Below are 21,015 nucleotides of genomic sequence, written 5' to 3'. Positions count from 1 at the left end.
ATGCACAGCCTCATCCACAAATCTTTCATCACGCAATATCTTGACGAAGTGCAAGGAGTTGTGAATTGTGTATTTAAATAAAAGACTCCGCCTTCTGCGAAGGCGGAGTCTCTTATTTAAATCATATACCTAGACATGTTAAGATTTACACTCGGAACAAATTGTTTAATATCTTCCTCAAATACAGCTATATCTTTCGTTTGAATAGAGGAGCTAATTTCTATCTCTTTTTCTGGCTTTTCCTGAAGAAAGATTCTATCTGCGTCATACTGAGAATGAAGAATACTATACCCTTTTAAATCAGCATAAGAATAACATCTTGAATCTATAATAATCCCTTTTTCATAGACTTCTGTTTTTCTAAAAGATTGTACCGTAATGATAGCGCTTAAAATAATGATACCTATATAATTTGCTGCCTTTATTATAAACAGTACATGATCTACTTCATGATAGTGAGAAGACAATCGAATACATGCACCTCCAAAAAAGTAAGTAACAAATATGAAGGAACCTGTTCTCAAAAATAATGGTCCTAACTTAGGATAATATGAGGAAACTTTTGCTCCCAGTTCACTTTTTCTTTTATTGAATTGGATCACAATTCGAAGCATCATAAATACACCAAGAAGTACTATACATAAAATAATTGCAAGAATGAATTTTTCCATCGCTTCATCTCCTTATATCCATTTTAATTTTTGCCAAGATTTACAAAATATGCAATTATACAATAAAAGGAGTAATTTAAAATTGAAATCATATCGCGTATTTTAATGAAAAACCCACCTTCATAAGGTGAGTTTTCATTTCAGTATAAGTTTAGGAATATATCTTTGTAGAATACTTTCTAGCTCACTCATATCTTCTTGTCTAATGAGTAAGTTTACATTGTCATTCATTTTTTCTTGTCCACGATATAGGAAAATATTTTCCTTTGGATTTTCCCATGTGGATGTTTTATATCCTTTTAACTCTGCATATGAATAAAAGTTTAATCCATCAACAACTCCCTTTTCATATACTTCTACTTTTTTAATAATGTGGATGACTAACAGAATCATAAAACAACTTGTTACAGTATAAACTCCTGCTTTAATTAAAAATTTCTCAAAGCTATTGATATCTCCATTTATGTATTGAATATATGTAAAAATAAGTTGTCCTATGAAATATGCTGGTCCAATTAACGCAAGCCAGCGCCGCTTCACACGAGGATACGCTGCAATAAGTTGTCCTATTTTCTTTTTCATACTATTTATCTTGTATATTTTCCATAGTACGAAAGCCAAGATGCATAATGTTAGAGTAAAGGCAATACATGACATCATATACATCCCTCAGCCCCCCGTCTCTTTTTTTACTTTTATTATATATGATAATAATTAAATTTTATATTTTATATCATAATAAATATGCAATTATGCATAAAAAAAACAGGCAACCTAAGCGATTGCCTGCTCCTCATTACATATTCTCAATCCACTCCGTCAATTTATGCACAACCTTTGTCGGTTGTACTTCATATTCCGTTAACTTCTCCACAGTTGTGACTCCAGTGTGGACAAGTAGTGTGTGCATACCTGCATTGATCCCCGCTAAAATGTCAGTATCATAGTTATCCCCAACCATTAGCGCTTCTTCTTTCGTTATACCAAGCACCTTTAGCGCTTGTTCCATAATAATGGATTCTGGTTTACCAATGAAGATTGGTTCTACACCTGTGGATACCGTTACAACAGATGTTAGTGAACCGTTCCCAGGTAATAAACCACGCTCAGTTGGAATCGCAATGTCTCCATTTGTTGAAATAAAAGTCGCACCATTACGTACTGCAAGGCATGCTTTCACTAGCTTTTCATATGTAATGTCACGATCTAATCCAACAACGACAAAGTCAGGATTTTCATCCACAAGTTCAAACCCTTTTTCCACAAGCGCTTCATGCAATCCTTCTTCACCAATCATATACACAGTTGCATCTTGTTTACGCTCATAAATAAAGTTCGCCGTTGCCATGCTCGTTGTAAATACTTGCTCTGGCTTAGCTGGAATATCGAAACGAACAAGTTTTTCAGCGACTTGCTCTGGTTTACGCGTTGAGTTATTTGTTACAAATAAATACGGGATACCGCGTTCTTGCAGTACTTTCACAAAGTCGCTTGCCTCTTCAATTTGTTCTTCGCCGCGATACATTGTACCGTCTAAGTCGATTAAATAGCCTTTATACATCTATCTTGTCTCTCCTTTTTATACTGGCGTTCATACACTTCTTATATTAACCCTTTTTCCAAAAGAAAAAAACGCTTTATCCTAAAGCGTCCCATAACGTTCATTTTTTCTCTTTTATTCGATATGAACAATGGCAATTCCCATCGCACATATTTGTTACCATTTTTACATCTGCTTCTGAAAACAATCGTTTATACATATTTTTCTCATCTTCACAAATCTGTGGAAATCTCTCTGCAACAGCCATTAATGGACAATTTTGCTTTTTTAAGATAAAAGAATGTTCGTCTTCTTTTATTACTTGTACCATATAGCCATTTTTTTCTTGAATAGCAGCTACTTCTTGCATTTTATATGCCAAGTTATCTTGACCACTCACCCGTTTTTGTAACTGTTCTTCCATTCTTTTCGTTCTTGCTTGTAACACATGATGAAACACTTCTTCATCGCCAATATGAGCTAAATCTTCCAGCATATTTATTGCAAACTGTTTATACTCTTTCGGGAATGTATCTTCCCCTTTTGGACTTAGTCCGTATAAATATGTAGGTCTTCCAACATACTGTCTTACCATTTTAGAATAAATAATCTGTTCTTTCTCAAGCTTACTTAAATGCCGACGTACCGCCATCTCTGTAATTCCCAGTGATTCGGCTAGTGCCGCAACGGTGTGCTCTCCGTCTACTTTTAAAAGGTGTACAATTTCGTCTTTCGTTGTACGTGCTTCCCCCATTTCTCATCCTTCTCCTTTTAACCGCTATCAAGGACAATATAAAATCCCCAAAAGGCTTTGGGGATTTTATCCATATACTTATTCTGCTACAAATGCAGATACGGGTCCTAATTCCTTTTCTAAATAACGGCGAATATTCGCAGGGTATTTTTCTACCACAGCAATTTGTTTTTGAATCGTTTCATATAATTCTTCATGATTCATTTGAATATAATCTTGCATAAGCATTTTTCGAAGAAGAATCACTTCTTTTATTCCTTTTCCTTCTTCCTCACTTATGACTTTTTCATCCATTAAAATATCAATAATATCTTCATAACTTCCTGGGTCACGCATAATAAATCCATCAATCATTGCATTACCAACATCTAATATGCAATCAATGATCAGATGCGACATGCGCTCTAATGCGTAATATTCAAAATCAGTTTCATATTGCTTTTTCTCTTGAAATGTATCTACTACTTGTTCTAAACATGTTAACATTTGTTCTATTTTTTTTCTGTCTACAAAGTACATGAATGTCACCTACCTGGAAATTAAAAGCACTTACATGTTAATTGTAACCGTTTCTTTTGAAAAAATCGACAATTTTTCGAATTCACCTTTTCTTCGTAATTTGTTATAGTTATATTCGTATGATTTTTGAAATTGGAGGAATGCCACCTTGGAACGTGAACTCGCATTAGAAATTGTCCGTGTAACAGAAGCAGCAGCCTTAGCATCCGCACAATGGATGGGCCGCGGAAAGAAAAACGAAGCAGATGATGCAGCAACTACCGCTATGCGTGATATGTTTGATTCAGTAAACATGGCAGGTACTGTTGTAATTGGTGAAGGAGAACTTGATGAAGCACCAATGTTGTATATTGGTGAAAAACTAGGAACAGGTAACGGTCCAGAAGTGGATATCGCCGTTGACCCATTAGAAGGTACAAACATTGTTGCTAAAGGTCTTGCAAATGCAATGGCAGTTATCGCAGTCGCAGATAAAGGAAACCTTCTTCATGCTCCGGATATGTACATGGAAAAAATCGCGGTTGGTCCAAAAGCAGCTGGTAAAATTAGCTTAGATGATCCAATTGAAAAAACAATTGAAATTGTAGCAGAAGCAAATAACAAAAAAATTCGTGACTTAACGGTTATCATCCAAGAACGTGAACGTCATCAAGATATTATCGACCGTATACGTGCAAAAGGTGCACGTGTAAAACTATTTGGTGATGGCGATGTTGGTGCGTCAATCGCAACAGCTCTTCCAGGAACAGGGATCGACTTATTCGTTGGTGTTGGCGGTGCTCCAGAAGGCGTTATCTCTGCAGCGGCATTAAAATGTCTTGAAGGCGAAATGCAAGCACGCTTAGTTCCAATGAATGAAGAAGAAGAAGAACGTTGCCGTAAAATGGGATTAGAAGATCCTCGTCAACTTCTTATGTTAAATGACTTAGTATCTGGTGACGATGCAATCTTCTCAGCAACAGGTGTATCTGCTGGAGAACTACTAGATGGTGTGAAATTCCTTGGCGGAGATTTAGCAGAAACGTATTCTATCGTTATGCGCTACAAAACAAGAACTGTACGCTTTATTAAAACGCATCACCATTTAGACCATAAGCCTCACTTAAACTTAGATATTTAAAAAAGGAGCTATGTGTATGGAAGAACGTTTCTTTCTGTACGACGATACAGTCGCTACAAAAACGCGTTTCGTTAGTTTTATGGGAGAAAATGAACGCCACGATTTAGCGCTTTTATACTCCGATCGTCATTATGGTAAAACGATTGTCCTTGATATGCAGCGTAATAAATTTGCAATCATCGGCACTGACGATTTAAACGAACCCGGCTACTTAGAGCATGCTTTTTCTGTCTCTGAAGAAATCGCAGAAGAACTGCGCTCATTCTTATTTAAACTTATTTAATCTTATGCACCAGCTATTGCGATAGCTGGTGTTTTTTCACATAAAGTGAAACTTTAATCCGTGGGGGTTTTCTTCATCCCCCACGGATTATTAGTTGAGCCAATCGGGCTTTTACGGGCAGTTGATCCCTCACCTAATTTCTTTGTTTTCGCTGAATTTTGAGGTGGGTTCTTACTACCCGCTAATGCGGGTGAACGATTTTGAATTTTCAAACTTTTATGTTATACTTATGAACAAATCTATTTGGAAGAAAGGACATCTACTACGTATGCCAACATTTACTTTGTAATGGATCAGCAATTGGATAGCATTACTCTCAAAAAAGCTACGAGCTTTATCAAGGGAGTAGTCTGCCCATTTCCCATTACAAAGGAACGTAACACATCTGTAGTATGATGTTTTACGGAGGTTCCTATCAGGGGAACCTCTTTTTATTTTTGTCTATTTTGTCCCCAATCATACTGCAAGACATCCAAATAGCTGTATTACGTTCCTTTACCACTATATAAGAGGTGAAGGAAAATGCAGAAAGTACAACTTTCGTGGAATTTATATGAAAATGAATTTGAAATGAAAGCCGACAAACATTGTAAAAATTGCGGTCGTACTACCCTTTTTACTGATACGAACATTCGCAGACACAACGCAAATGGAAAGAACATTTACCGCTTTGCCATTTACAAATGTCCTAAAGGCCATACGTGGAATAAGAAACTTCACATTTATAAATCGTTTTCGGATCATGTAGAAACGCTTGATTTGTTTCAAAAAGAACCAGTTGAAACAACAACTACAATCTCGATTATGCAATATCAAGAAGCTGGCACTACAGAAATAACCATTGTATTAGAAACAGTCTTTGGCTCTCATCGCATCGACAAAGCTTTATCAACATATATTTCAGATTGGAGCCGAACCGCGATTGTAGACAAAATGAAAAATGGACACATTCGGTTAAACGGACAAAAGATGAAACCAAATACAACACTTTCTGAGGGTGATCTTATTTCAATCTGCTTGTAAAGGAGACATATATTGTTACGAAAAAATATTTGACTAAAAAGAAATCCTCTTACACTTATCGTAAGAGGATTTCTTTTTACTTCTTCACTTTTCGTAATACAAAGTGTGCACAACCAAAATTGCAGTACTCGTATAAGTACTCCGATAATGTGCTAATTTTCGTATCATATGTCGCACGTTGGTTACTATCATCAAAAAAGCCGCGTAATCTGAGTTGATCGTACCCCCAGTCACCAACGATATAATCATATTTATTTAAAATTTCTGCATAGCGCTCTTTAAATGCTTCTTCACGAAAACCGTCACGATAGTCTTTAATTACTTCGTACTGAACATTATTAATGCTCACCGTAGCATGAATCTCCTGCTTTTGCTCCATCATTAACTTCCTTTCTAAGCATTCTTCTTTTTATCGTATCACAAAGCCTAACAACCAACAATTTCAAATACAAAAAATTGAAAAGTAGTACATGCTATGGAGAAGGAGGTGATACATCTTGAAAAAACAAATGATACTCTCTCTTCTCACGCTTTCTTTATTTGCAGGTTGTTATTCGACAAATAAAGCTGAAATGGAACGCGAAGAAGGCAGCCGCGTCCTTGTCTCCAATAAAAATGACATGTATCATACAGAAAATACAAACACAAGGCTTACAAGAGTCGGATATTCTTCTAAACAAAAGAATGAAGTATCTAACAACCAAGTAGGCGCAATTAACCGTGAGAAGGTAGCTGAAATGATTACAAGCATGATTGTAAAACTCCCTGACGTCACAAATGCTGCTACACTTGTGACCGATGATGAAGTATTTGTTGTATACCGAGCAAAAACCAATGATCCTAAGCTTGTAGCAGATCAAGTATATAAAACGGCTTTGTCCATCGTTCCTCGCTATTATAAAGCATATATATCAACAGACCAAAAATTGATTTCACAAATTCAAGGACTTCAGTCGGGTGCATTAAATGATAAAGAATATGCACAAAGCATCGATATGTTAAAACGTGAAATGAGTAAAAATCCACATTTAAATAATAGTCAAAACGCAACAATAAATGACATGATTAAAAAATAAAAAAGATGGAGGCTACCCACTTTAGACAGCCTCCATCTTTCTTATTTTTTATTACGATCTGCATACACTGCCATTGCATCACACATAAACCTAGCCAATCCTTCTCCAAATTGGTCAATATTTTTTGTGAAACGTTCATCAGCAACATACATTTGGCCTAATCCTTTAAATGCCTCTAATGAATATTGACCGGAGTTTTGCAAGTAGTCGTACCATTCTTGAATCGCTTCTTGTGCTTCTTTAGAATCAGGCGCACCATTTCGAAGCGTAGCAAGCTTTCGATAAATGCTATTAAACTCCTCTTGCTTCTCTTTCGGCATGCCAGCTGCTGCTTTATTCGCTTTATCAACAGCTTCATCTCCCCATCGCGCGCGGGCTTCTTGCTCATATGGGTTATGACTAAAATCAAAACCTTCGAATTTTTCTTTATTAGTCATTTCAATCTCTCCTTTTGTATGCTTGATTGTCTTATCAATCGTCGCAATCACCTTATCCAGCCTAACTCGTTTCTCAATTAACATTTTCCGATGCAATTGAAGCGCTTCTTCTCGGTCAAATGAAGGACTCATGATAATTTCTTTAATCTTCTTTAAAGGGAAGCCAAGCTCTTTAAAAAATAAAATTTGCTGCAACATCTCCAGATTTTCATTGGAATACAGACGATAACCAGAATCTGTCGTCTTGTCTGGGGTTAATAGCCCAATTTCATCGTAATGATGCAGTGTGCGCACACTAATACCAACTAAATCTGCTACTTCTTTTATCCTCATTGTCATGCTTTTCTCCTCCCTCAGTACATACAATAAAGTATCACGCAACGTAAGAGTCAATAAAAAATAATGATTAAATGATATGTTTTTCCCCCGCATTAACGGACAATCGAAATCCAGTTAGGTTTGACATAAACTGCCCGTAAATGCCGATTGATGAGAGCTAATGATCAGTAGTGGATCACCACTGATTCAGGTTTCACTTTATATCAAAAAGCTTCTTCTCTCCACATTTCTCGAAAATTCATGCATAATGTAAAGGTACATATATTAGAAAGCGGTGAAAGTATGGTTTCAAATACTGTAATTACCAGTATGATTATTCAACTTGTTCTCTCGGTTCTGGTTCCAATTGCTGCATGTATTTATTTTCGAAAAAAATATCATATAAACTGGAAAGTCGTTGGAATTGGTGTTCTTATCTGGATTGGATTTGTACAAATTCTCGAAACACCTTTTCATGTATTTATGCTAGGAAATCCAACAACCTCTCAGCTATTAGAAAATCCATTTCTCTATGCCATTTACGTTGGACTTACCGCTGGTATCTTTGAAGAATTAGGACGCTTTATCGCCTTCTTTTTCCTACTAAAAAAGTATCAAGAATATAAAGACGGACTGGCATATGGAATTGGACATGGCGGAATTGCATCTATCTTAGTTGGAGGCTTAGCTGGGTTTCAAACTCTTGTATTTGCCACTTCAATCAACAACGGTAGTTTCGCAAAACTAATTGAACAAAATCCTCTGCTGAGTCAAGTGCAAGATGCGCTCATTCATTCTCATTCGTATCTATACTTACTTGGTAGCTTAGAAAGAATCATGGCACTTGTCCTGCAAATTGCCTTCACAATGCTTGTATTATACGGCGTAAAACATAAGAAATATATTTTTATTGCATATGCTGTACTTTTCCATGCCTTTGTGGACTTCTTTGCAGCTCTTTTTCAAAAACACGTTATCAATATATTTGTCGCAGAAGGAATCACATTTATTTTGACAATTTGCGCGTTCATTCTCATTCGTAAAATGAAAGAAAAACTAACAATGGAACCAGTAAAAAGCTAAGCCCGCGTGGCTTAGCTTTTTTGAATAGAGGACTTTTTCTTCCTTTTGTCGAAGTATATATCGTCAACTTGAAAAAATGAGGGATGAATGTTGAAGAAACTTATTGTAATGCGGCACTGCTCAGCAACCGGACAAGAGCGAGACGCAGCACTAACGATTGCAGGGGAAAAGCAAGCATCTGTCCTTGCTGAATTTCTCATAGACAATAACCTACAAATAGATTCCATTATTTCAAGCCCTTTTGTCCGAGCTATTCAATCCATTGCACCATTTTCATTACAGGCCAATTTACCAATCAGAGAAGATGAAAGATTAACAGAACGTATACTAAGCAATGTTCCAATGGAAGATTGGCTACAAAAACTAGAATATACTTTTACAAATATAGATATTGCCTTTTCAGGCGGGGAGTCAACTAAACAAGCGATGAACCGTGTTACATCGCTTATTCAAAATGTATTAGAGCAAGAACATCAAGTAACACTGCTTGTCACACATGGAAATTTATTAACGCTTATTTTAAAGTACTTTGATAATCGGATTAGCTTTCAAGAATGGAAAAGTTTAAGCAATCCCGATGTGTATGAAATTACAATTGCAGAGCAAGTAACAATCCACAGATTGTGGGGGAATACCGCCCTATTTTGAATTACTTGTGTATAAGTTCGATTCAAATGCACCAACACCACAATTTACAACCAGTGCAAAAGATATGAAAGTTCCATATCAAAATGGCCTAGTTGTCTATTTTACGAGCCAATGTCCCTATACCGATTATGATATCCATGAAGAATTAACTACTATTACCAAACAATATAACATCCCTTTCAAGTCCATTCAGTTGACATCACGAGAAGATGCCTGGCGAGCTCCTTGTGCTTTTACAACATATGGAGCTTTTTATAACGGAGAATTTTTAACACACGAAATTTTAAGTGCGAAAAAATTTGAAAAAATGATGATGAAACTGCAACAAATATAGAAAGGGGTATCACTACAATATGTACGAAGAAGTAATCTCTTTATTACATAAAACAAATGCTTCTTACGAGAAATTTGAACATGAACCAGTTCTCGATTACGAAACAGATCGTGTTGTTCGTGAACGACTTGGCTTGCAAGGTGCTCCAAGTAAAAGTTTATTTTTAAAATCAAAATCTGGATCCTATTACGTGTTCTTTACACTAGAGGGAACTCGTCTCGATAGAAACGAGATGAAAGAAATGACTGGACAGCGTTTATCCCTTTGCTCACCAGATGAACTAAGAGAACAAACTGGATGCATTCCTGGATGCGTTGCTCCTTTTGGCTATTCACAGGATGTAACTATTATTGTGGATAGTTCTGTTTATTCCTATGACAAAATTTTAATTTCACCCGGTGTTCCAGAGTTTACAATTGAATTATCCACAGAAGAATTGAAAAAGATTTTATCCACATGTCAAAATACAGTTTTAGAATATAGAAAAGAGAGCTGATGATTCAGCTCTCTTTTCTTATTATTTTGCTTCTGCTGTGTTTTCTTTCGCAGAACGTACTTGCTCATCTGCATGGTAAGAAGAACGAACAAGCGGACCAGCTTCGCAGTGGCTAAATCCTTTGCTAAGTGCAATTTCTTTAAGCTCTGCAAATTCAGCTGGCGTGTAGTATTTAATAACTGGTAAATGTTTCTTAGATGGTTGTAAGTATTGTCCAAGTGTTAAAATATCCACATTGTTCGCACGTAAGTCGTCCATTGCTTCAATTAAATCTTCTCTTGTTTCACCTAGTCCCACCATAATGCTAGATTTAGTTGGGATATCAGGCTGCATTTCTTTTGCACGACGTAAAAACTCTAATGAACGATCATATTTTGCTCTCGCGCGAACTCGGTCAGATAATCGACGTACTGTTTCAATGTTATGGTTTAAAATATCCGGTTTTGCATCCATTAACATTTTTAAGTTTTCTTCTACTCCACCCATATCAGATGGCAGTACTTCAATAGACGTGAATGGATTTTCACGACGAACAGCGCGTACTGTTTCCGCAAAAACAGCTGCTCCGCCATCTTTTAAATCATCACGTGCAACCGCTGTTATAACAACGTGTTTTAAGCCCATTTGTACTACAGAATCTGCTACGCGTTCTGGCTCTTGTAAATCAAGCTCTGTTGGTAAGCCTGTTTTAACCGCACAAAAACGACAAGCACGTGTACAAACCGCACCTAAAATCATAAATGTTGCTGTTTTTCTTACTGCCCAACATTCATGAATGTTCGGACATTTTGCCTCTTCACAAACGGTATGAAGCTGCTTAGAACGCATCATTTTCTTTAAGCCTGTATAGTTTTCATTTGTATTTAACTTAATTTTCAACCATTCGGGCTTGCGCTTATATTCTGTTTGTTTTGTCATGTTATCAACTCCGCACAATATGAAATAGTTTACCATGTTCGCTTCTTTCAATGTAACATATCTATTCTAACGTATGAAAGCGATTTGCTCAAATGAAGATTCTAAGTTTTTTTCCAATCGTTCCCTATAATGAAATACCTCGTATATCCCACACTAAAGAGAGTGATGTTGTGAAAGGAGTTTATTTCATGCTTCGAAAAATTTCTCTATTGCTTGCGATTTTCTTTCTTCTTCAGCAAGGCATTGCATATGGTGAAGACAATCAGCAAAACATATACGAAAAACGCATGACACTATATAAAGAAACAGAGCAATCTTCAGGCATTCCATGGTATTACCTAGCTGCAATTGATCAATATGAACGAAATATACGGAGCGTAAGAAGAGATATTCCGAAAAAACCTGACGCTATTATTTCTATTTATTTCAAACCAGAAGTATGGTCGGGTCCTGTTAATAGCTCTACTAACGATACTCTTCCCCATACCATTTCTCTCTTCGGAGGAATTGGTTTAGATGGCGATAATGATGGGCTTGCAGACGCAAATAACGACCGAGATCTTTTGCACACGGTAGCAACTATTGTAAGGAAACAAGGAACTTCAGAAGACCGTATTAAAATTATGCTTTGGGAATATTATAGACGTGCAAAAACAGTTGAATTAATTACTGAATATGCTCAAATCTATAAGCATTACGGCCGTATTAATTTAGAAGGAAATGCCTTTCCTCTTCCTATTCGTAGCGATCATAGTTACCGTAGTACATTTGGTGCTGGAAGGAGCTTTGGCGGCAGACGAATCCATGAAGGAACTGACATTTTCGCAAGACACGGCGTACCAGTAAGATCTACTTGCTACGGCATAATTGAAACAAAGGGCTGGAATCGCCTCGGAGGATGGCGCATTGGGATTCGTGACCTTCATAATAACTATCATTATTACGCGCATTTAGGTGGATTTTCAAAAGAAATACAGCTTGGACAAATTGTAGAGCCAGGAAAACTTCTTGGTTTTGTTGGTAACACAGGCTACGGCCCTCCTGGCACAGCTGGTAAATTCCCTCCCCACTTGCACTTTGGATTATATAAAGATAACGGCTATACAGAATGGGCTTTTGATCCATATATGCACTTAAGCTTGTGGGAACGAAAGGAACGTGCGAGTTTAAAACGATAACCGTAGCAGATTGCTACGGTTATTTCCTTATACGCCGCCCATAATCAATATAACGAAAAGAAGTTGAACAAGAAGACTACATACAAAACTAATCCACGCCCACTTATTTAATGAATGTTTCATTCCAAAAGCCGCAAATACAATTGCTAAGAAAGGAAAAACATATCCACTATACGGTGCAAAACGATTAGGGCTTTCAAGAATCGGCACATCAAATTTAGACATGATTATAAAGAGAACTACCGCGAAAATACTACAAAAGATGGATGCTATATTCATCTTTCGGCGAAATGGTTGACTTACAGCCATAAACTCATCTCCCCTTTTCTTTTTTGTAACACGAATACCTTACTCATCCTTTTTCTTCCCATTACTATCTGGTACAACAACCCCGCCACTTCCATAATAAGCTGGCACTTCGCCTTGCACAATTCTTGTCGCAATTGGAATGTTTTGCTTGACCGTAATTTCCTTTGTCCGAAATGGAATAATAATTTGCAAGGTTACGTCGACTTCCATAATAATTTTAATGGCTGTATTATTAATTCCTTGCGGTTCAATCTTCTGTTTAATATCCGTACCGACATGGCCAATTGTCGTAAAATGAATCGGAATATCCGGCCCTAAATTACCAAGGAGCGCATTATCTGTTATACGTCCAAGAGGCACCGACATTGAAACGCCACTCTCTTCGGAAAGACCGAGTGCTTTCATATCTCCCTTCTCCACCTGATGCAAATATTTCTCTATGTATGTGGTAGTCGACGTTAAAATCTCATTTACTTGCTTCGTATTTAAATCAATTGTAGATACTTTTCCATTCTTATCATTTTGTACTTTCATTAATGAATCTACATCAAATCCTTCATTAATTCGATCCTTTACCGCCTTCGTCATCACAACCGTCGCCATTTTCTGCGTCTGCATTTCCCCATACTTAATCAATGTTGGCTGAATACTTTTATTCACAATCCATAGCCCTTGTATTGTCATCAGTAAAAAGATAATAAACGAAATGAGTAATACATGCCTAAAGGGCAGCGGCCCCCTTCGAAACCGCGAAGCTTTTGGACGAAATGTACGCATAAGAAAACCCTCCTTCTTATATCATTTCTATGCAAGAAAGAGGGACGATATATGCTTATATCATTTTTAATAATGCATCTTTTCCAATTGTTCCTACTGGAATGCCTAAAGCCTCTGCTCCAGTAGTTACCGATTCAAGCGGCGCTTCAAGAAGCTGCTCAATCGTTCTCACGCCAACTGCGCGGCCAGCAATAATTCCTCGATCTCCTAACTTCTCATTTAATAGACCGACATCTAAAGCCCCGCACATAATATATCCTTTATCGCTCATAACAGCCAGCAAATTTGTTTTTGGAAGCTTTACGCTAACAGCTATAAACGTATTATTTTCAATGATAATAGGTTCAACGTTAACCATAGTTCACACACTCCCCTCTTTCTTATTTTTATGAAAAGAGAAAAATGAGTGTTACAGGTTAACTAGCCTATAGTTTGATTGAAGATGTATAAGTTATCAACATCTCTGTTAACACATCTCGCAATAATTCTGGCATATAATATTGCTTTTCAGAAAGTGTGGATAGTTCTGGGTATAAGTACCCGAATGTAAACATATCAATTGTTCCCACGGTATATATGCGATTTAACTCCAGTGGTTCCCCATTAATGATTACCTCTTCAAGTAACATTTTATTCCCAGGAATCGTATCTGGGATCACTTCTACGCCATCATAGATCATCTTACCCATTACTTTTCCGCGGAAACCAAATCCTTTTACTTCAAGTTGCTCCATATGTGGACGGCTCGCTTTTAAAATAACTTCTCGTAACGTTTTCCCTGGCACTTTTAATGCGCATGGATTAATTGGATGTGGACAAATTCGGTGGATATCCCCTCTTGTTACAATTCCTTCTTCCAATCCTTCTAACAATACACCCGCATTCACCATTCCAATTTCCGCATTGCACCATTTTTTTAGGGCACCTGCTAACATGTGGGAAAATTGGGTCTCTTGAAACCAATGAATTGGTAAAGATTCCTTTAAATCAATAACTGGCTCTGCCATAATCAAGTTGCTTTCTTCTTGTAACATTTCAATTGTGGATAATGGCTCGCCATAAGCACTTAAACGCTCTGTTTTAATCGCTCTGCCATCCTTTTTTAACAACTGCTTCGTTTTCTTATCCACAGTAAGCTGAATATGACCAACATAATGTCCCCACTTTTCGCAACAGCAAAGCAGCGTTCCATTCACAAGAACACCGCGCTCAAACAAGTGATGGGTATGCGCTCCTAAAATTACATCTATATCATAATTCTCTGCCATATATTCATCCACACTTTTTCCAAGATGAGAAAGTACAACTGTAATATGCGCTTTATCTTTTACTTCTTCTAAAATGGCTTCTAAATGCACCATCGGATCTTCAATATGCCAATCTAACATTTTATAAAACGCTGGATAAGCTACTGTTAAGCCGATAAAAGCTATCGTAATCCCGTCAGTAGTTGTATGAAGCTTATAAGGCTTCGCCCAAGTAGGACGTACGCCTTCTTTTTCAAATAAATTAGCTACGAGTATCTCAAATCCGGCATTATCATATAAATGGTTTAAATGCTCCTTCGCTAATGTAATTCCTTCATTATTCCCAATCGTTACATAATCATATAACGCTTCATTTAATAACTTTGTATTCCCTAGTCCGTTTGTCGCTTCCGTAATACGATGAAAACGATCCACATGATCGCCAATATCTAACGTTAAAACAGATTCTCCTGCTTCCTGTCTTCGCTTTTTCTCCTCTAGTACAAACCGAGAAATTTGTGGCCAATTTTCAAAATGACTATGTATATCGTTTGTATGATAAAGGTGAATAGTTGTTTCTTTATTTATATTCAGAGAAAAAACCTCCTCTCAGTTCCTTACTGCCATTTACGCTACATGCGTGCAATAATCCTGTAAATACTTTTCGTCTTTTCTTGCTATTTTACATTGTACTCTCATTGAATGAAAAAGCAAAAGATTCTCCTTTTTATATGGATTTTTTTACATTGCCCTTTTCGCAAATTGCTTCATATGTTCCATCTCTCGTTATTCCTATTTATCTAATTACCCTTCATACAAAATTTTCTAAAAAAACATTGCACTTTTGATACAAAATATATATATTGTATATAGAGTATATATACAATATAAAGACTAAGAGGGATTTGCATGCAAATAATTATTTCAAACAGTTCTAAGGAGCCGATTTACGAACAAATTACGAATCAAATAAAATCACTAATTTTGAGTGGTAATTTAAAAGAGGGATCGCCACTCCCATCAATGCGCCAGCTCGCCAAGGATTTACAAGTCAGTATTATCACAACAAAGCGCGCGTATGAGGAGTTAGAAAAAGCAGGCTTTATTTATTCGATTGTAGGTAAGGGCTCTTTTGTTGCTGAACAAAATTTAGATGTCGTACGTGAGAAAAAATTAAAAGTTATTGAAGAACAGTTATTGTCTGTCGTTGCTAATAGTAAGGAAATTGGGCTACCCTTAACGGAACTGCGAGAATTATTAACTATTTTATATGAGGAGTAAAATGCATGGAGAATATAGTAGAGCTACACAATGTTAGCAAAACATTTCAAGGTTTTTCGATAGAGCAATTAAATTTACAAATCAAAAAAGGATTTGTAACAGGATTCATTGGCGCAAATGGTGCTGGGAAGTCGACAACCATTAAAATGATAATGAACTTATTAAAGCCAGATGCAGGTGAGATTAAAATTTTCGGCTTAGACTACGCATCGCACGAAAAGGAAATTAAAGAGCGCATCGGTTTTGTCTTTGATAGTAACGTATTTTATGAGGGCTTAACTCTAAAGGATATTAAGCGAATGATCGCACCCGCTTACAAAAATTGGGACGAGGTGATATTTAAGCGATATGTAGAGCAATTTGAACTGCCGATGAGTAAAGCGATTAAAACTTTTTCAAAAGGTATGCAGATGAAGGCTTCATTAGCACTTGCTCTATCACATCATGCTGAGTTGATTATTATGGATGAGCCAACAGCAGGCTTAGACCCAATATTTAGACGTGAGTTACTCAATTTACTGCATGAATTAATGCTTGATGGCAATCGTACAATATTCTTCTCTACACATATTACGACGGATTTAGATCGCATCGCTGATTTTATTGCCTTTTTAAGAAAGGGACAATTAATGTTTAATCAGTCAATTCATGAGGTGGAAGAAAACTATGCATTAGTAAAAGGCAGTACGGATTTATTAGACCGCGATACAGAAAAGGCCTTTATGCATGTTCATCGTGCACCGACTGGCTTTGAGGCATTAACGAATAATGTAGCTGAAGTTGAACAAATTTTTGGTAATGAGGTTATAATTGAACGCGCCTCATTAGAAGATATTATGTATTACTCGAGAGGAGTAGGGCATCATGCTTAATTTAATCAAACGCGATTTAATTTTACAGAAGAAACAATTGCTAGTTTATTTAGGCTGTATTGTCTTTTTTATTGTGATGAACATGCACCCTATTTTAATATTTACGATTACAAGTATTTTTATTCCTTTTAATACGCATAGCTATGACGAAAAAACCGAAACAAATATTCTATTAAATTCTTTACCATATACACGTAAGGAAATTGTTGCTTCACGGTATATCGGAGCATTTATTTACATGTTGTTGGCGATTGCAGTAACAAGTGCAATGCTTATCATCTTCCAAAAGTCATTTACTGTAGAACACATTCTAATTGGCAATGCATTATTTTTACTATTTGCAGCCGTTACGTTTCCACTATTTTATCAATTTAAACAAAAACATATGTCGTCCATTGTCATGGTTTCATTTTTAGCCTCAGTTTATCTCGGTCCACCTGCTGTACAATTTCTTGCAAAAGAGTTTAGTACCGTTACCGATGCTATTTTCAACTTATCTATACCTACTTTGTATGCCGCAGCTACAATTATTATCGTATGTGCTTATATGATTTCATGGGGAGTATCATCAATCATTTATCAACGTAAAGCATTTTAATTCGAAATCTTCTGTATTATAAAACAAAAATTTAACATGCGATTCCTTTTAAAGGAGCAAAATCCGGTGAGTTTTCAACATATCTTTTCAATATTTCGAGATTCACGATCATTTAACAAGCTAAAAAAAAGAATTTCTCATCCAAGGAAAATCAGAAAAAAAGCGCCCTGTAAACAGGGCGCTTTGAACGTATACATCACCTTTAATTATAACTAATATTATAAGTTGGGTATAATGTCGTTCCGCTAATCCAGATTTTTATTTCATTTGTTAACGGAACATTTTGTTCATTAATAACGGTTCTCCACCATTCCCATGCAAGGCCTGTACATTCTCTCGCTAAGACTTTTACATTTTTTGAATTCGGTGGAAGTGGTATGACTGTAGAGAAATGAGCTGTTTTGTCTCTGTTGTTTCCTTCCCAAGTTTTATGGGTTAATACTTCATTTCCATTTTCATCATATGAGAATTCATCCCAAGATACATCAAATTGGGCAACATATGCACCATAATGATCAAGCGTCATTTTCGCACTAGAATATTCTGTAGATGTAGTCTCAATATAATCTGTATTGTTATGAACAGCAGCAACTGCATTATCTTTTAAGAAAGTGCTAGTATATGAAACTGGATATGCTGGATTTTTAGGACTTAATTCTGCATTATCTTTAATGATATTTCGTATTTCATCAAAATCTTTTGTAACAACCTTGTTATGCTCTTTTGCATCTCCGCCTAATACTACAGCAGTAAAGGTACTGTCTTCAAAAATATCTTTGTACTGTCCACTCGTTTCAACGCTGTTATTCTTAAGTAGGGCTTTAAAGGCAGCTTGTACATCTTTGCTCTTAGAAGTTGTTTCTAATTTTACATAAATGGTTCTGCCGTAAGCTACATTTGACACCATAACAGGCGGAGCCGTATTACTTACCCCTTTACGAGTTAACTCTTCAAACGTAACGCTATTATCAAACAGGTCTGATGGATTGTTAGGTTGTTCTGCACTTACGGTATAAAATATTTGTTTATATGCCGCAACCATCACTTTTTTCTCTCCATTTGCAATTGCATTAAAGTCAATGTTCAGTCCATTATCAAGATATTTAGCATTAACATTAAGAGCACTTGCGATTTGAGATTTACTATAAACCATAGATTCTGTATACTGCATTCTTGCAGGTAACGTATGTGTTGATGAATACTTTTCGTTCCAAGTAGATACTAAATCATCTACTGCTCCAGATACATTACTATATGTTGGATTTTGGACAGTTACTGTATTTTCTTTTCTCATGCCAGGTAAGTCTATACTAATATTCAAAGGTTTTCTCTTAGCCACTAATAAACTCGGTTGATTATCCGCAAAAGCTTTATTTGCAAGTTGTACTGCTCCTGGATAAGTACGATTAGTCATAGAATCAATAATCGAAATATCTACTGGCGAAGTTGTAAGTGATTTTTTCTCACGTTCAACCACTACAAATTTACCATTTGAATTTTTACCTTCTTTCGGCACAAAACTCTCTACTTTATCACCATTTACTGCTAAAATATCTCTACTATCATACTTTAAATTTGCTATGCCATTATCGATGCCACTAGCATTTTTTGCTTGATCAGCTGAATCACCTGTTTGTGTTTCAGCGAAGGAAATAAATGAATAATTAATAGTGCATAAACCAACTAATAAACATACTAGAAATTTTATTACTTTGATATTATTTATAATTTTCAAAAAACTCAACTCCTTTCTTTAAAAGAATTATATCATAAAATCACGATTTTCGTATATTGATAAATTTTTTTTTACTTACTCAAACTAGATAGTTTTTTATCGGTTTTCATGCATCCGATCCTTTTTACTTGTTCGAGCGTTCTGACAAAGTAAATATCGTATGAAAAAGCACCGTTATATTTGCTCCCAATGAAAAAAACGCCCTGTAAACAGGGCGCTTCCACTTTCAATACTGTCCAGCTTCGCCTTCTAGACCCTCATGTCTAAGAACCTTCCACACCAGAAGATAAAAAGCATCTTCTGTGCGAAAGAACCTTAGCCAACGGGTCTGAACAGTCGGCTCCGCATTTCTATTTAACCGATAGAACCTTCCATCTCAAATTTGATTAGACGGTTCATTTCAACTGCGTATTCCATTGGAAGTTCGCGAGTGAATGGCTCGATGAAGCCCATTACGATCATTTCTGTAGCTTCTTGCTCAGAAATACCGCGGCTCATTAGATAGAATAATTGTTCTTCTGATACTTTTGATACTTTTGCTTCATGCTCAAGTGAAACGTGATCGTTTTTGATCTCGTTGTAAGGAATTGTATCAGATGTAGATTGGTTATCCATGATTAATGTATCACATTCGATGTTAGAGCGAGAGTTTGTCGCTTTTGGTCCGAAGTGTACGATACCACGGTACGTTACTTTACCACCATGTTTTGCAATCGATTTAGAAACGATTGTTGAAGATGTGTTTGGTGCTAAGTGAATCATTTTCGCACCAGCATCTTGGTGTTGGCCTTTACCAGCAATCGCGATAGATAATGTTAAACCACGAGCGCCTTCGCCTTTTAAGATAACTGCTGGGTATTTCATCGTTAATTTAGATCCGATGTTACCGTCAATCCATTCCATCGTTGCGTTTGCTTCGCAAACAGCACGTTTTGTAACTAGGTTATATACGTTGTTCGCCCAGTTTTGGATTGTTGTATAACGGCAATATGCATCTTTCTTAATGATGATTTCTACTACCGCACTGTGCAGTGAATTTGTTGTGTAAACAGGTGCTGTACAACCTTCTACGTAGTGTACGTGTGCGCCTTCGTCTACGATAATAAGCGTACGCTCGAATTGTCCCATATTTTCTGAGTTAATACGGAAATACGCTTGAAGTGGTGTATCAACTTTCACACCTTTTGGAACGTAGATGAATGATCCACCAGACCAAACTGCAGAGTTTAATGCTGAGAATTTGTTGTCAGTTGGTGGGATTACTTTTCCGAAATGCTCACGGAAAATATCTTCGTTCTCTTTTAATGCGCTATCTGTATCTTTGAAGACGATTCCTAGAGCTTCTAGGTCCTCTTTCATGTTGTGGTATACAACTTCAGATTCGTACTGTGCGGATACACCAGCTAAATATTTTTGCTCAGCTTCTGGAATACCTAATTTATCAAAGGTAGCTTTAATTTCATCAGGTACTTCATCCCAAGACTTCTCAGATTTCTCAGATGGTTTTACGTAGTACGTAATTTCATCGAAATCTAAGTCGTTTAAGTCGCCGCCCCATTGTGGCATTGGCATTTCGTAGAACTTATCCAGTGATTTTAAACGGAAGTCTAACATCCACTGTGGTTCTTCTTTCATACGTGAAATCTCTTCAACGATTTCTTTTGTTAAGCCGCGTCCTGCACGGAAAATCGAAACGTCTTTATCCTTGAAACCATATTTGTAATCGCCGATATCTGGCATTTGCTTCGCCATGTTGGTATGTCCCTCCTTAGATAACCACGTGTTTAGGAACCTTTTA

At 36.6% G+C, this 21,015-nt stretch carries 26 protein-coding genes; 12 read left to right on the top strand and 14 right to left on the bottom strand.

The window, feature by feature from the left end; all coding sequences use genetic code 11:
• Positions 1–116: 116 nt before the first annotated feature.
• The 5 genes from ACIQ7L_RS16205 to ACIQ7L_RS16185 all read right to left on the bottom strand — a co-directional run bounded on the left by ACIQ7L_RS16205 (position 117) and on the right by ACIQ7L_RS16185 (position 3,484).
• On the bottom strand, positions 117–671 hold the full coding sequence (locus ACIQ7L_RS16205; RefSeq protein WP_400570537.1) for a hypothetical protein: 555 nt from the start codon (positions 669–671) through the stop codon (positions 117–119).
• 135 nt (positions 672–806) lie between these two features.
• Positions 807–1,337 carry an iron ABC transporter substrate-binding protein gene (locus ACIQ7L_RS16200; RefSeq protein WP_400570536.1) on the bottom strand — a complete coding sequence of 177 codons (531 nt, stop codon included), beginning with the start codon at positions 1,335–1,337 and terminating at the stop codon, positions 807–809.
• A 130-nt stretch (positions 1,338–1,467) separates the two neighbouring features.
• On the bottom strand, positions 1,468–2,232 hold the full coding sequence (locus ACIQ7L_RS16195; RefSeq protein WP_400570534.1) for a TIGR01457 family HAD-type hydrolase: 765 nt from the start codon (positions 2,230–2,232) through the stop codon (positions 1,468–1,470).
• 100 nt (positions 2,233–2,332) lie between these two features.
• Positions 2,333–2,965, bottom strand: coding sequence for a helix-turn-helix transcriptional regulator (locus tag ACIQ7L_RS16190; RefSeq protein ID WP_400570533.1), 633 nt, complete (start codon positions 2,963–2,965; stop codon positions 2,333–2,335).
• Positions 2,966–3,043: 78 nt separating this feature from the next.
• Positions 3,044–3,484 carry a DUF86 domain-containing protein gene (locus tag ACIQ7L_RS16185; protein WP_400570532.1) on the bottom strand — a complete coding sequence of 147 codons (441 nt, stop codon included), beginning with the start codon at positions 3,482–3,484 and terminating at the stop codon, positions 3,044–3,046.
• Positions 3,485–3,632: 148 nt separating this feature from the next.
• Between ACIQ7L_RS16185 and glpX the strand changes: the two genes are divergently transcribed.
• The 3 genes from glpX (at position 3,633) to ACIQ7L_RS16170 (ending at position 5,910) form a co-directional block, all read left to right on the top strand.
• Positions 3,633–4,604 carry a class II fructose-bisphosphatase gene (gene glpX / locus ACIQ7L_RS16180; protein ID WP_400570531.1) on the top strand — a complete coding sequence of 324 codons (972 nt, stop codon included), beginning with the start codon at positions 3,633–3,635 and terminating at the stop codon, positions 4,602–4,604.
• A 16-nt stretch (positions 4,605–4,620) separates the two neighbouring features.
• Positions 4,621–4,887 carry a DUF3055 domain-containing protein gene (locus tag ACIQ7L_RS16175; RefSeq protein ID WP_400570530.1) on the top strand — a complete coding sequence of 89 codons (267 nt, stop codon included), beginning with the start codon at positions 4,621–4,623 and terminating at the stop codon, positions 4,885–4,887.
• A 522-nt stretch (positions 4,888–5,409) separates the two neighbouring features.
• A complete protein-coding gene (locus ACIQ7L_RS16170) occupies positions 5,410–5,910 on the top strand; it encodes a cytoplasmic protein (protein ID WP_400570529.1) in 501 nt (166 codons plus the stop codon).
• A gap of 76 nt (positions 5,911–5,986) precedes the next feature.
• On the opposite strand, the gene ACIQ7L_RS16165 is transcribed toward ACIQ7L_RS16170, so the two are convergent.
• Positions 5,987–6,289, bottom strand: a complete 303-nt coding sequence (locus tag ACIQ7L_RS16165) for a YutD family protein (protein ID WP_141523122.1) — start codon at positions 6,287–6,289, stop codon at positions 5,987–5,989.
• Between the two features lie 118 nt (positions 6,290–6,407).
• Between ACIQ7L_RS16165 and ACIQ7L_RS16160 the strand changes: the two genes are divergently transcribed.
• Positions 6,408–6,986, top strand: a complete 579-nt coding sequence (locus ACIQ7L_RS16160) for a YhcN/YlaJ family sporulation lipoprotein (RefSeq protein ID WP_400570528.1) — start codon at positions 6,408–6,410, stop codon at positions 6,984–6,986.
• Between the two features lie 41 nt (positions 6,987–7,027).
• Here the strand turns inward: ACIQ7L_RS16160 and ACIQ7L_RS16155 are convergent, their stop codons facing one another.
• The gene (locus tag ACIQ7L_RS16155) at positions 7,028–7,762 is read right to left on the bottom strand and encodes a MerR family transcriptional regulator (RefSeq protein WP_400570527.1); all 735 of its coding nucleotides are present in this window, start codon (positions 7,760–7,762) and stop codon (positions 7,028–7,030) included.
• 240 nt (positions 7,763–8,002) lie between these two features.
• Between ACIQ7L_RS16155 and ACIQ7L_RS16150 the strand changes: the two genes are divergently transcribed.
• The 4 genes from ACIQ7L_RS16150 to ACIQ7L_RS16135 all read left to right on the top strand — a co-directional run bounded on the left by ACIQ7L_RS16150 (position 8,003) and on the right by ACIQ7L_RS16135 (position 10,302).
• Positions 8,003–8,824 carry a YhfC family intramembrane metalloprotease gene (locus ACIQ7L_RS16150; protein ID WP_400570526.1) on the top strand — a complete coding sequence of 274 codons (822 nt, stop codon included), beginning with the start codon at positions 8,003–8,005 and terminating at the stop codon, positions 8,822–8,824.
• Positions 8,825–8,914: 90 nt separating this feature from the next.
• Positions 8,915–9,472, top strand: a complete 558-nt coding sequence (locus ACIQ7L_RS16145) for a histidine phosphatase family protein (protein ID WP_400570596.1) — start codon at positions 8,915–8,917, stop codon at positions 9,470–9,472.
• A gap of 7 nt (positions 9,473–9,479) precedes the next feature.
• Positions 9,480–9,806 carry a YoaP domain-containing protein gene (locus ACIQ7L_RS16140; RefSeq protein ID WP_400570525.1) on the top strand — a complete coding sequence of 109 codons (327 nt, stop codon included), beginning with the start codon at positions 9,480–9,482 and terminating at the stop codon, positions 9,804–9,806.
• A gap of 19 nt (positions 9,807–9,825) precedes the next feature.
• The gene (locus ACIQ7L_RS16135; RefSeq protein WP_097898463.1) at positions 9,826–10,302 is read left to right on the top strand and encodes a YbaK/EbsC family protein; all 477 of its coding nucleotides are present in this window, start codon (positions 9,826–9,828) and stop codon (positions 10,300–10,302) included.
• A gap of 21 nt (positions 10,303–10,323) precedes the next feature.
• Here the strand turns inward: ACIQ7L_RS16135 and lipA are convergent, their stop codons facing one another.
• A complete protein-coding gene (gene lipA, locus ACIQ7L_RS16130) occupies positions 10,324–11,220 on the bottom strand; it encodes a lipoyl synthase (RefSeq protein WP_097898462.1) in 897 nt (298 codons plus the stop codon).
• Between the two features lie 188 nt (positions 11,221–11,408).
• Between lipA and ACIQ7L_RS16125 the strand changes: the two genes are divergently transcribed.
• Positions 11,409–12,398, top strand: coding sequence for a M23 family metallopeptidase (locus ACIQ7L_RS16125; protein WP_400570524.1), 990 nt, complete (start codon positions 11,409–11,411; stop codon positions 12,396–12,398).
• 27 nt (positions 12,399–12,425) lie between these two features.
• On the opposite strand, the gene ACIQ7L_RS16120 is transcribed toward ACIQ7L_RS16125, so the two are convergent.
• The 4 genes from ACIQ7L_RS16120 to ACIQ7L_RS16105 all read right to left on the bottom strand — a co-directional run bounded on the left by ACIQ7L_RS16120 (position 12,426) and on the right by ACIQ7L_RS16105 (position 15,301).
• Positions 12,426–12,707 (bottom strand): hypothetical protein, encoded by a 282-nt coding sequence (locus tag ACIQ7L_RS16120; RefSeq protein WP_400570523.1) that lies wholly within the window; start codon positions 12,705–12,707, stop codon positions 12,426–12,428.
• A gap of 39 nt (positions 12,708–12,746) precedes the next feature.
• Positions 12,747–13,484 carry a sporulation protein YunB gene (gene yunB / locus ACIQ7L_RS16115; protein ID WP_400570522.1) on the bottom strand — a complete coding sequence of 246 codons (738 nt, stop codon included), beginning with the start codon at positions 13,482–13,484 and terminating at the stop codon, positions 12,747–12,749.
• A gap of 55 nt (positions 13,485–13,539) precedes the next feature.
• On the bottom strand, positions 13,540–13,842 hold the full coding sequence (locus tag ACIQ7L_RS16110) for a YunC family protein (protein WP_097898458.1): 303 nt from the start codon (positions 13,840–13,842) through the stop codon (positions 13,540–13,542).
• 67 nt (positions 13,843–13,909) lie between these two features.
• Positions 13,910–15,301 (bottom strand): bifunctional metallophosphatase/5'-nucleotidase, encoded by a 1,392-nt coding sequence (locus ACIQ7L_RS16105; RefSeq protein ID WP_400570595.1) that lies wholly within the window; start codon positions 15,299–15,301, stop codon positions 13,910–13,912.
• 339 nt (positions 15,302–15,640) lie between these two features.
• On the opposite strand from ACIQ7L_RS16105, the gene ACIQ7L_RS16100 reads away from it, so the two are divergent.
• The 3 genes from ACIQ7L_RS16100 to ACIQ7L_RS16090 are packed head-to-tail and all read left to right on the top strand — an operon-like array spanning position 15,641 to position 17,482.
• Complete coding sequence (locus tag ACIQ7L_RS16100; RefSeq protein ID WP_097898455.1) at positions 15,641–16,012, top strand: GntR family transcriptional regulator; 372 nt, start codon at positions 15,641–15,643, stop codon at positions 16,010–16,012.
• A gap of 5 nt (positions 16,013–16,017) precedes the next feature.
• Positions 16,018–16,884 (top strand): ABC transporter ATP-binding protein, encoded by an 867-nt coding sequence (locus ACIQ7L_RS16095; RefSeq protein ID WP_400570521.1) that lies wholly within the window; start codon positions 16,018–16,020, stop codon positions 16,882–16,884.
• Positions 16,877–17,482 carry an ABC-2 transporter permease gene (locus ACIQ7L_RS16090; protein ID WP_400570520.1) on the top strand — a complete coding sequence of 202 codons (606 nt, stop codon included), beginning with the start codon at positions 16,877–16,879 and terminating at the stop codon, positions 17,480–17,482. Before ACIQ7L_RS16095 ends, ACIQ7L_RS16090 begins: the two co-directional genes overlap by 8 nt.
• Before the next feature lie 202 nt (positions 17,483–17,684).
• On the opposite strand, the gene ACIQ7L_RS16085 is transcribed toward ACIQ7L_RS16090, so the two are convergent.
• Together ACIQ7L_RS16085 and sufB are read right to left on the bottom strand one after the other, a co-directional pair.
• Complete coding sequence (locus ACIQ7L_RS16085) at positions 17,685–19,226, bottom strand: thiol-activated cytolysin family protein (RefSeq protein ID WP_400570519.1); 1,542 nt, start codon at positions 19,224–19,226, stop codon at positions 17,685–17,687.
• A gap of 345 nt (positions 19,227–19,571) precedes the next feature.
• Positions 19,572–20,969 (bottom strand): Fe-S cluster assembly protein SufB, encoded by a 1,398-nt coding sequence (gene sufB / locus ACIQ7L_RS16080; protein WP_097894866.1) that lies wholly within the window; start codon positions 20,967–20,969, stop codon positions 19,572–19,574.
• Between the last annotated feature and the right edge of the window lie 46 nt (positions 20,970–21,015).

Source organism: Bacillus sp. NPDC094106 (assembly GCF_044764345.1).
In the GTDB taxonomy this organism is placed as follows: Bacteria; Bacillota; Bacilli; order Bacillales; family Bacillaceae_G; genus Bacillus_A.
Note: the sequence above shows the minus strand (reverse complement) of the source record. Positions and strands in the feature narration are given on the sequence as shown.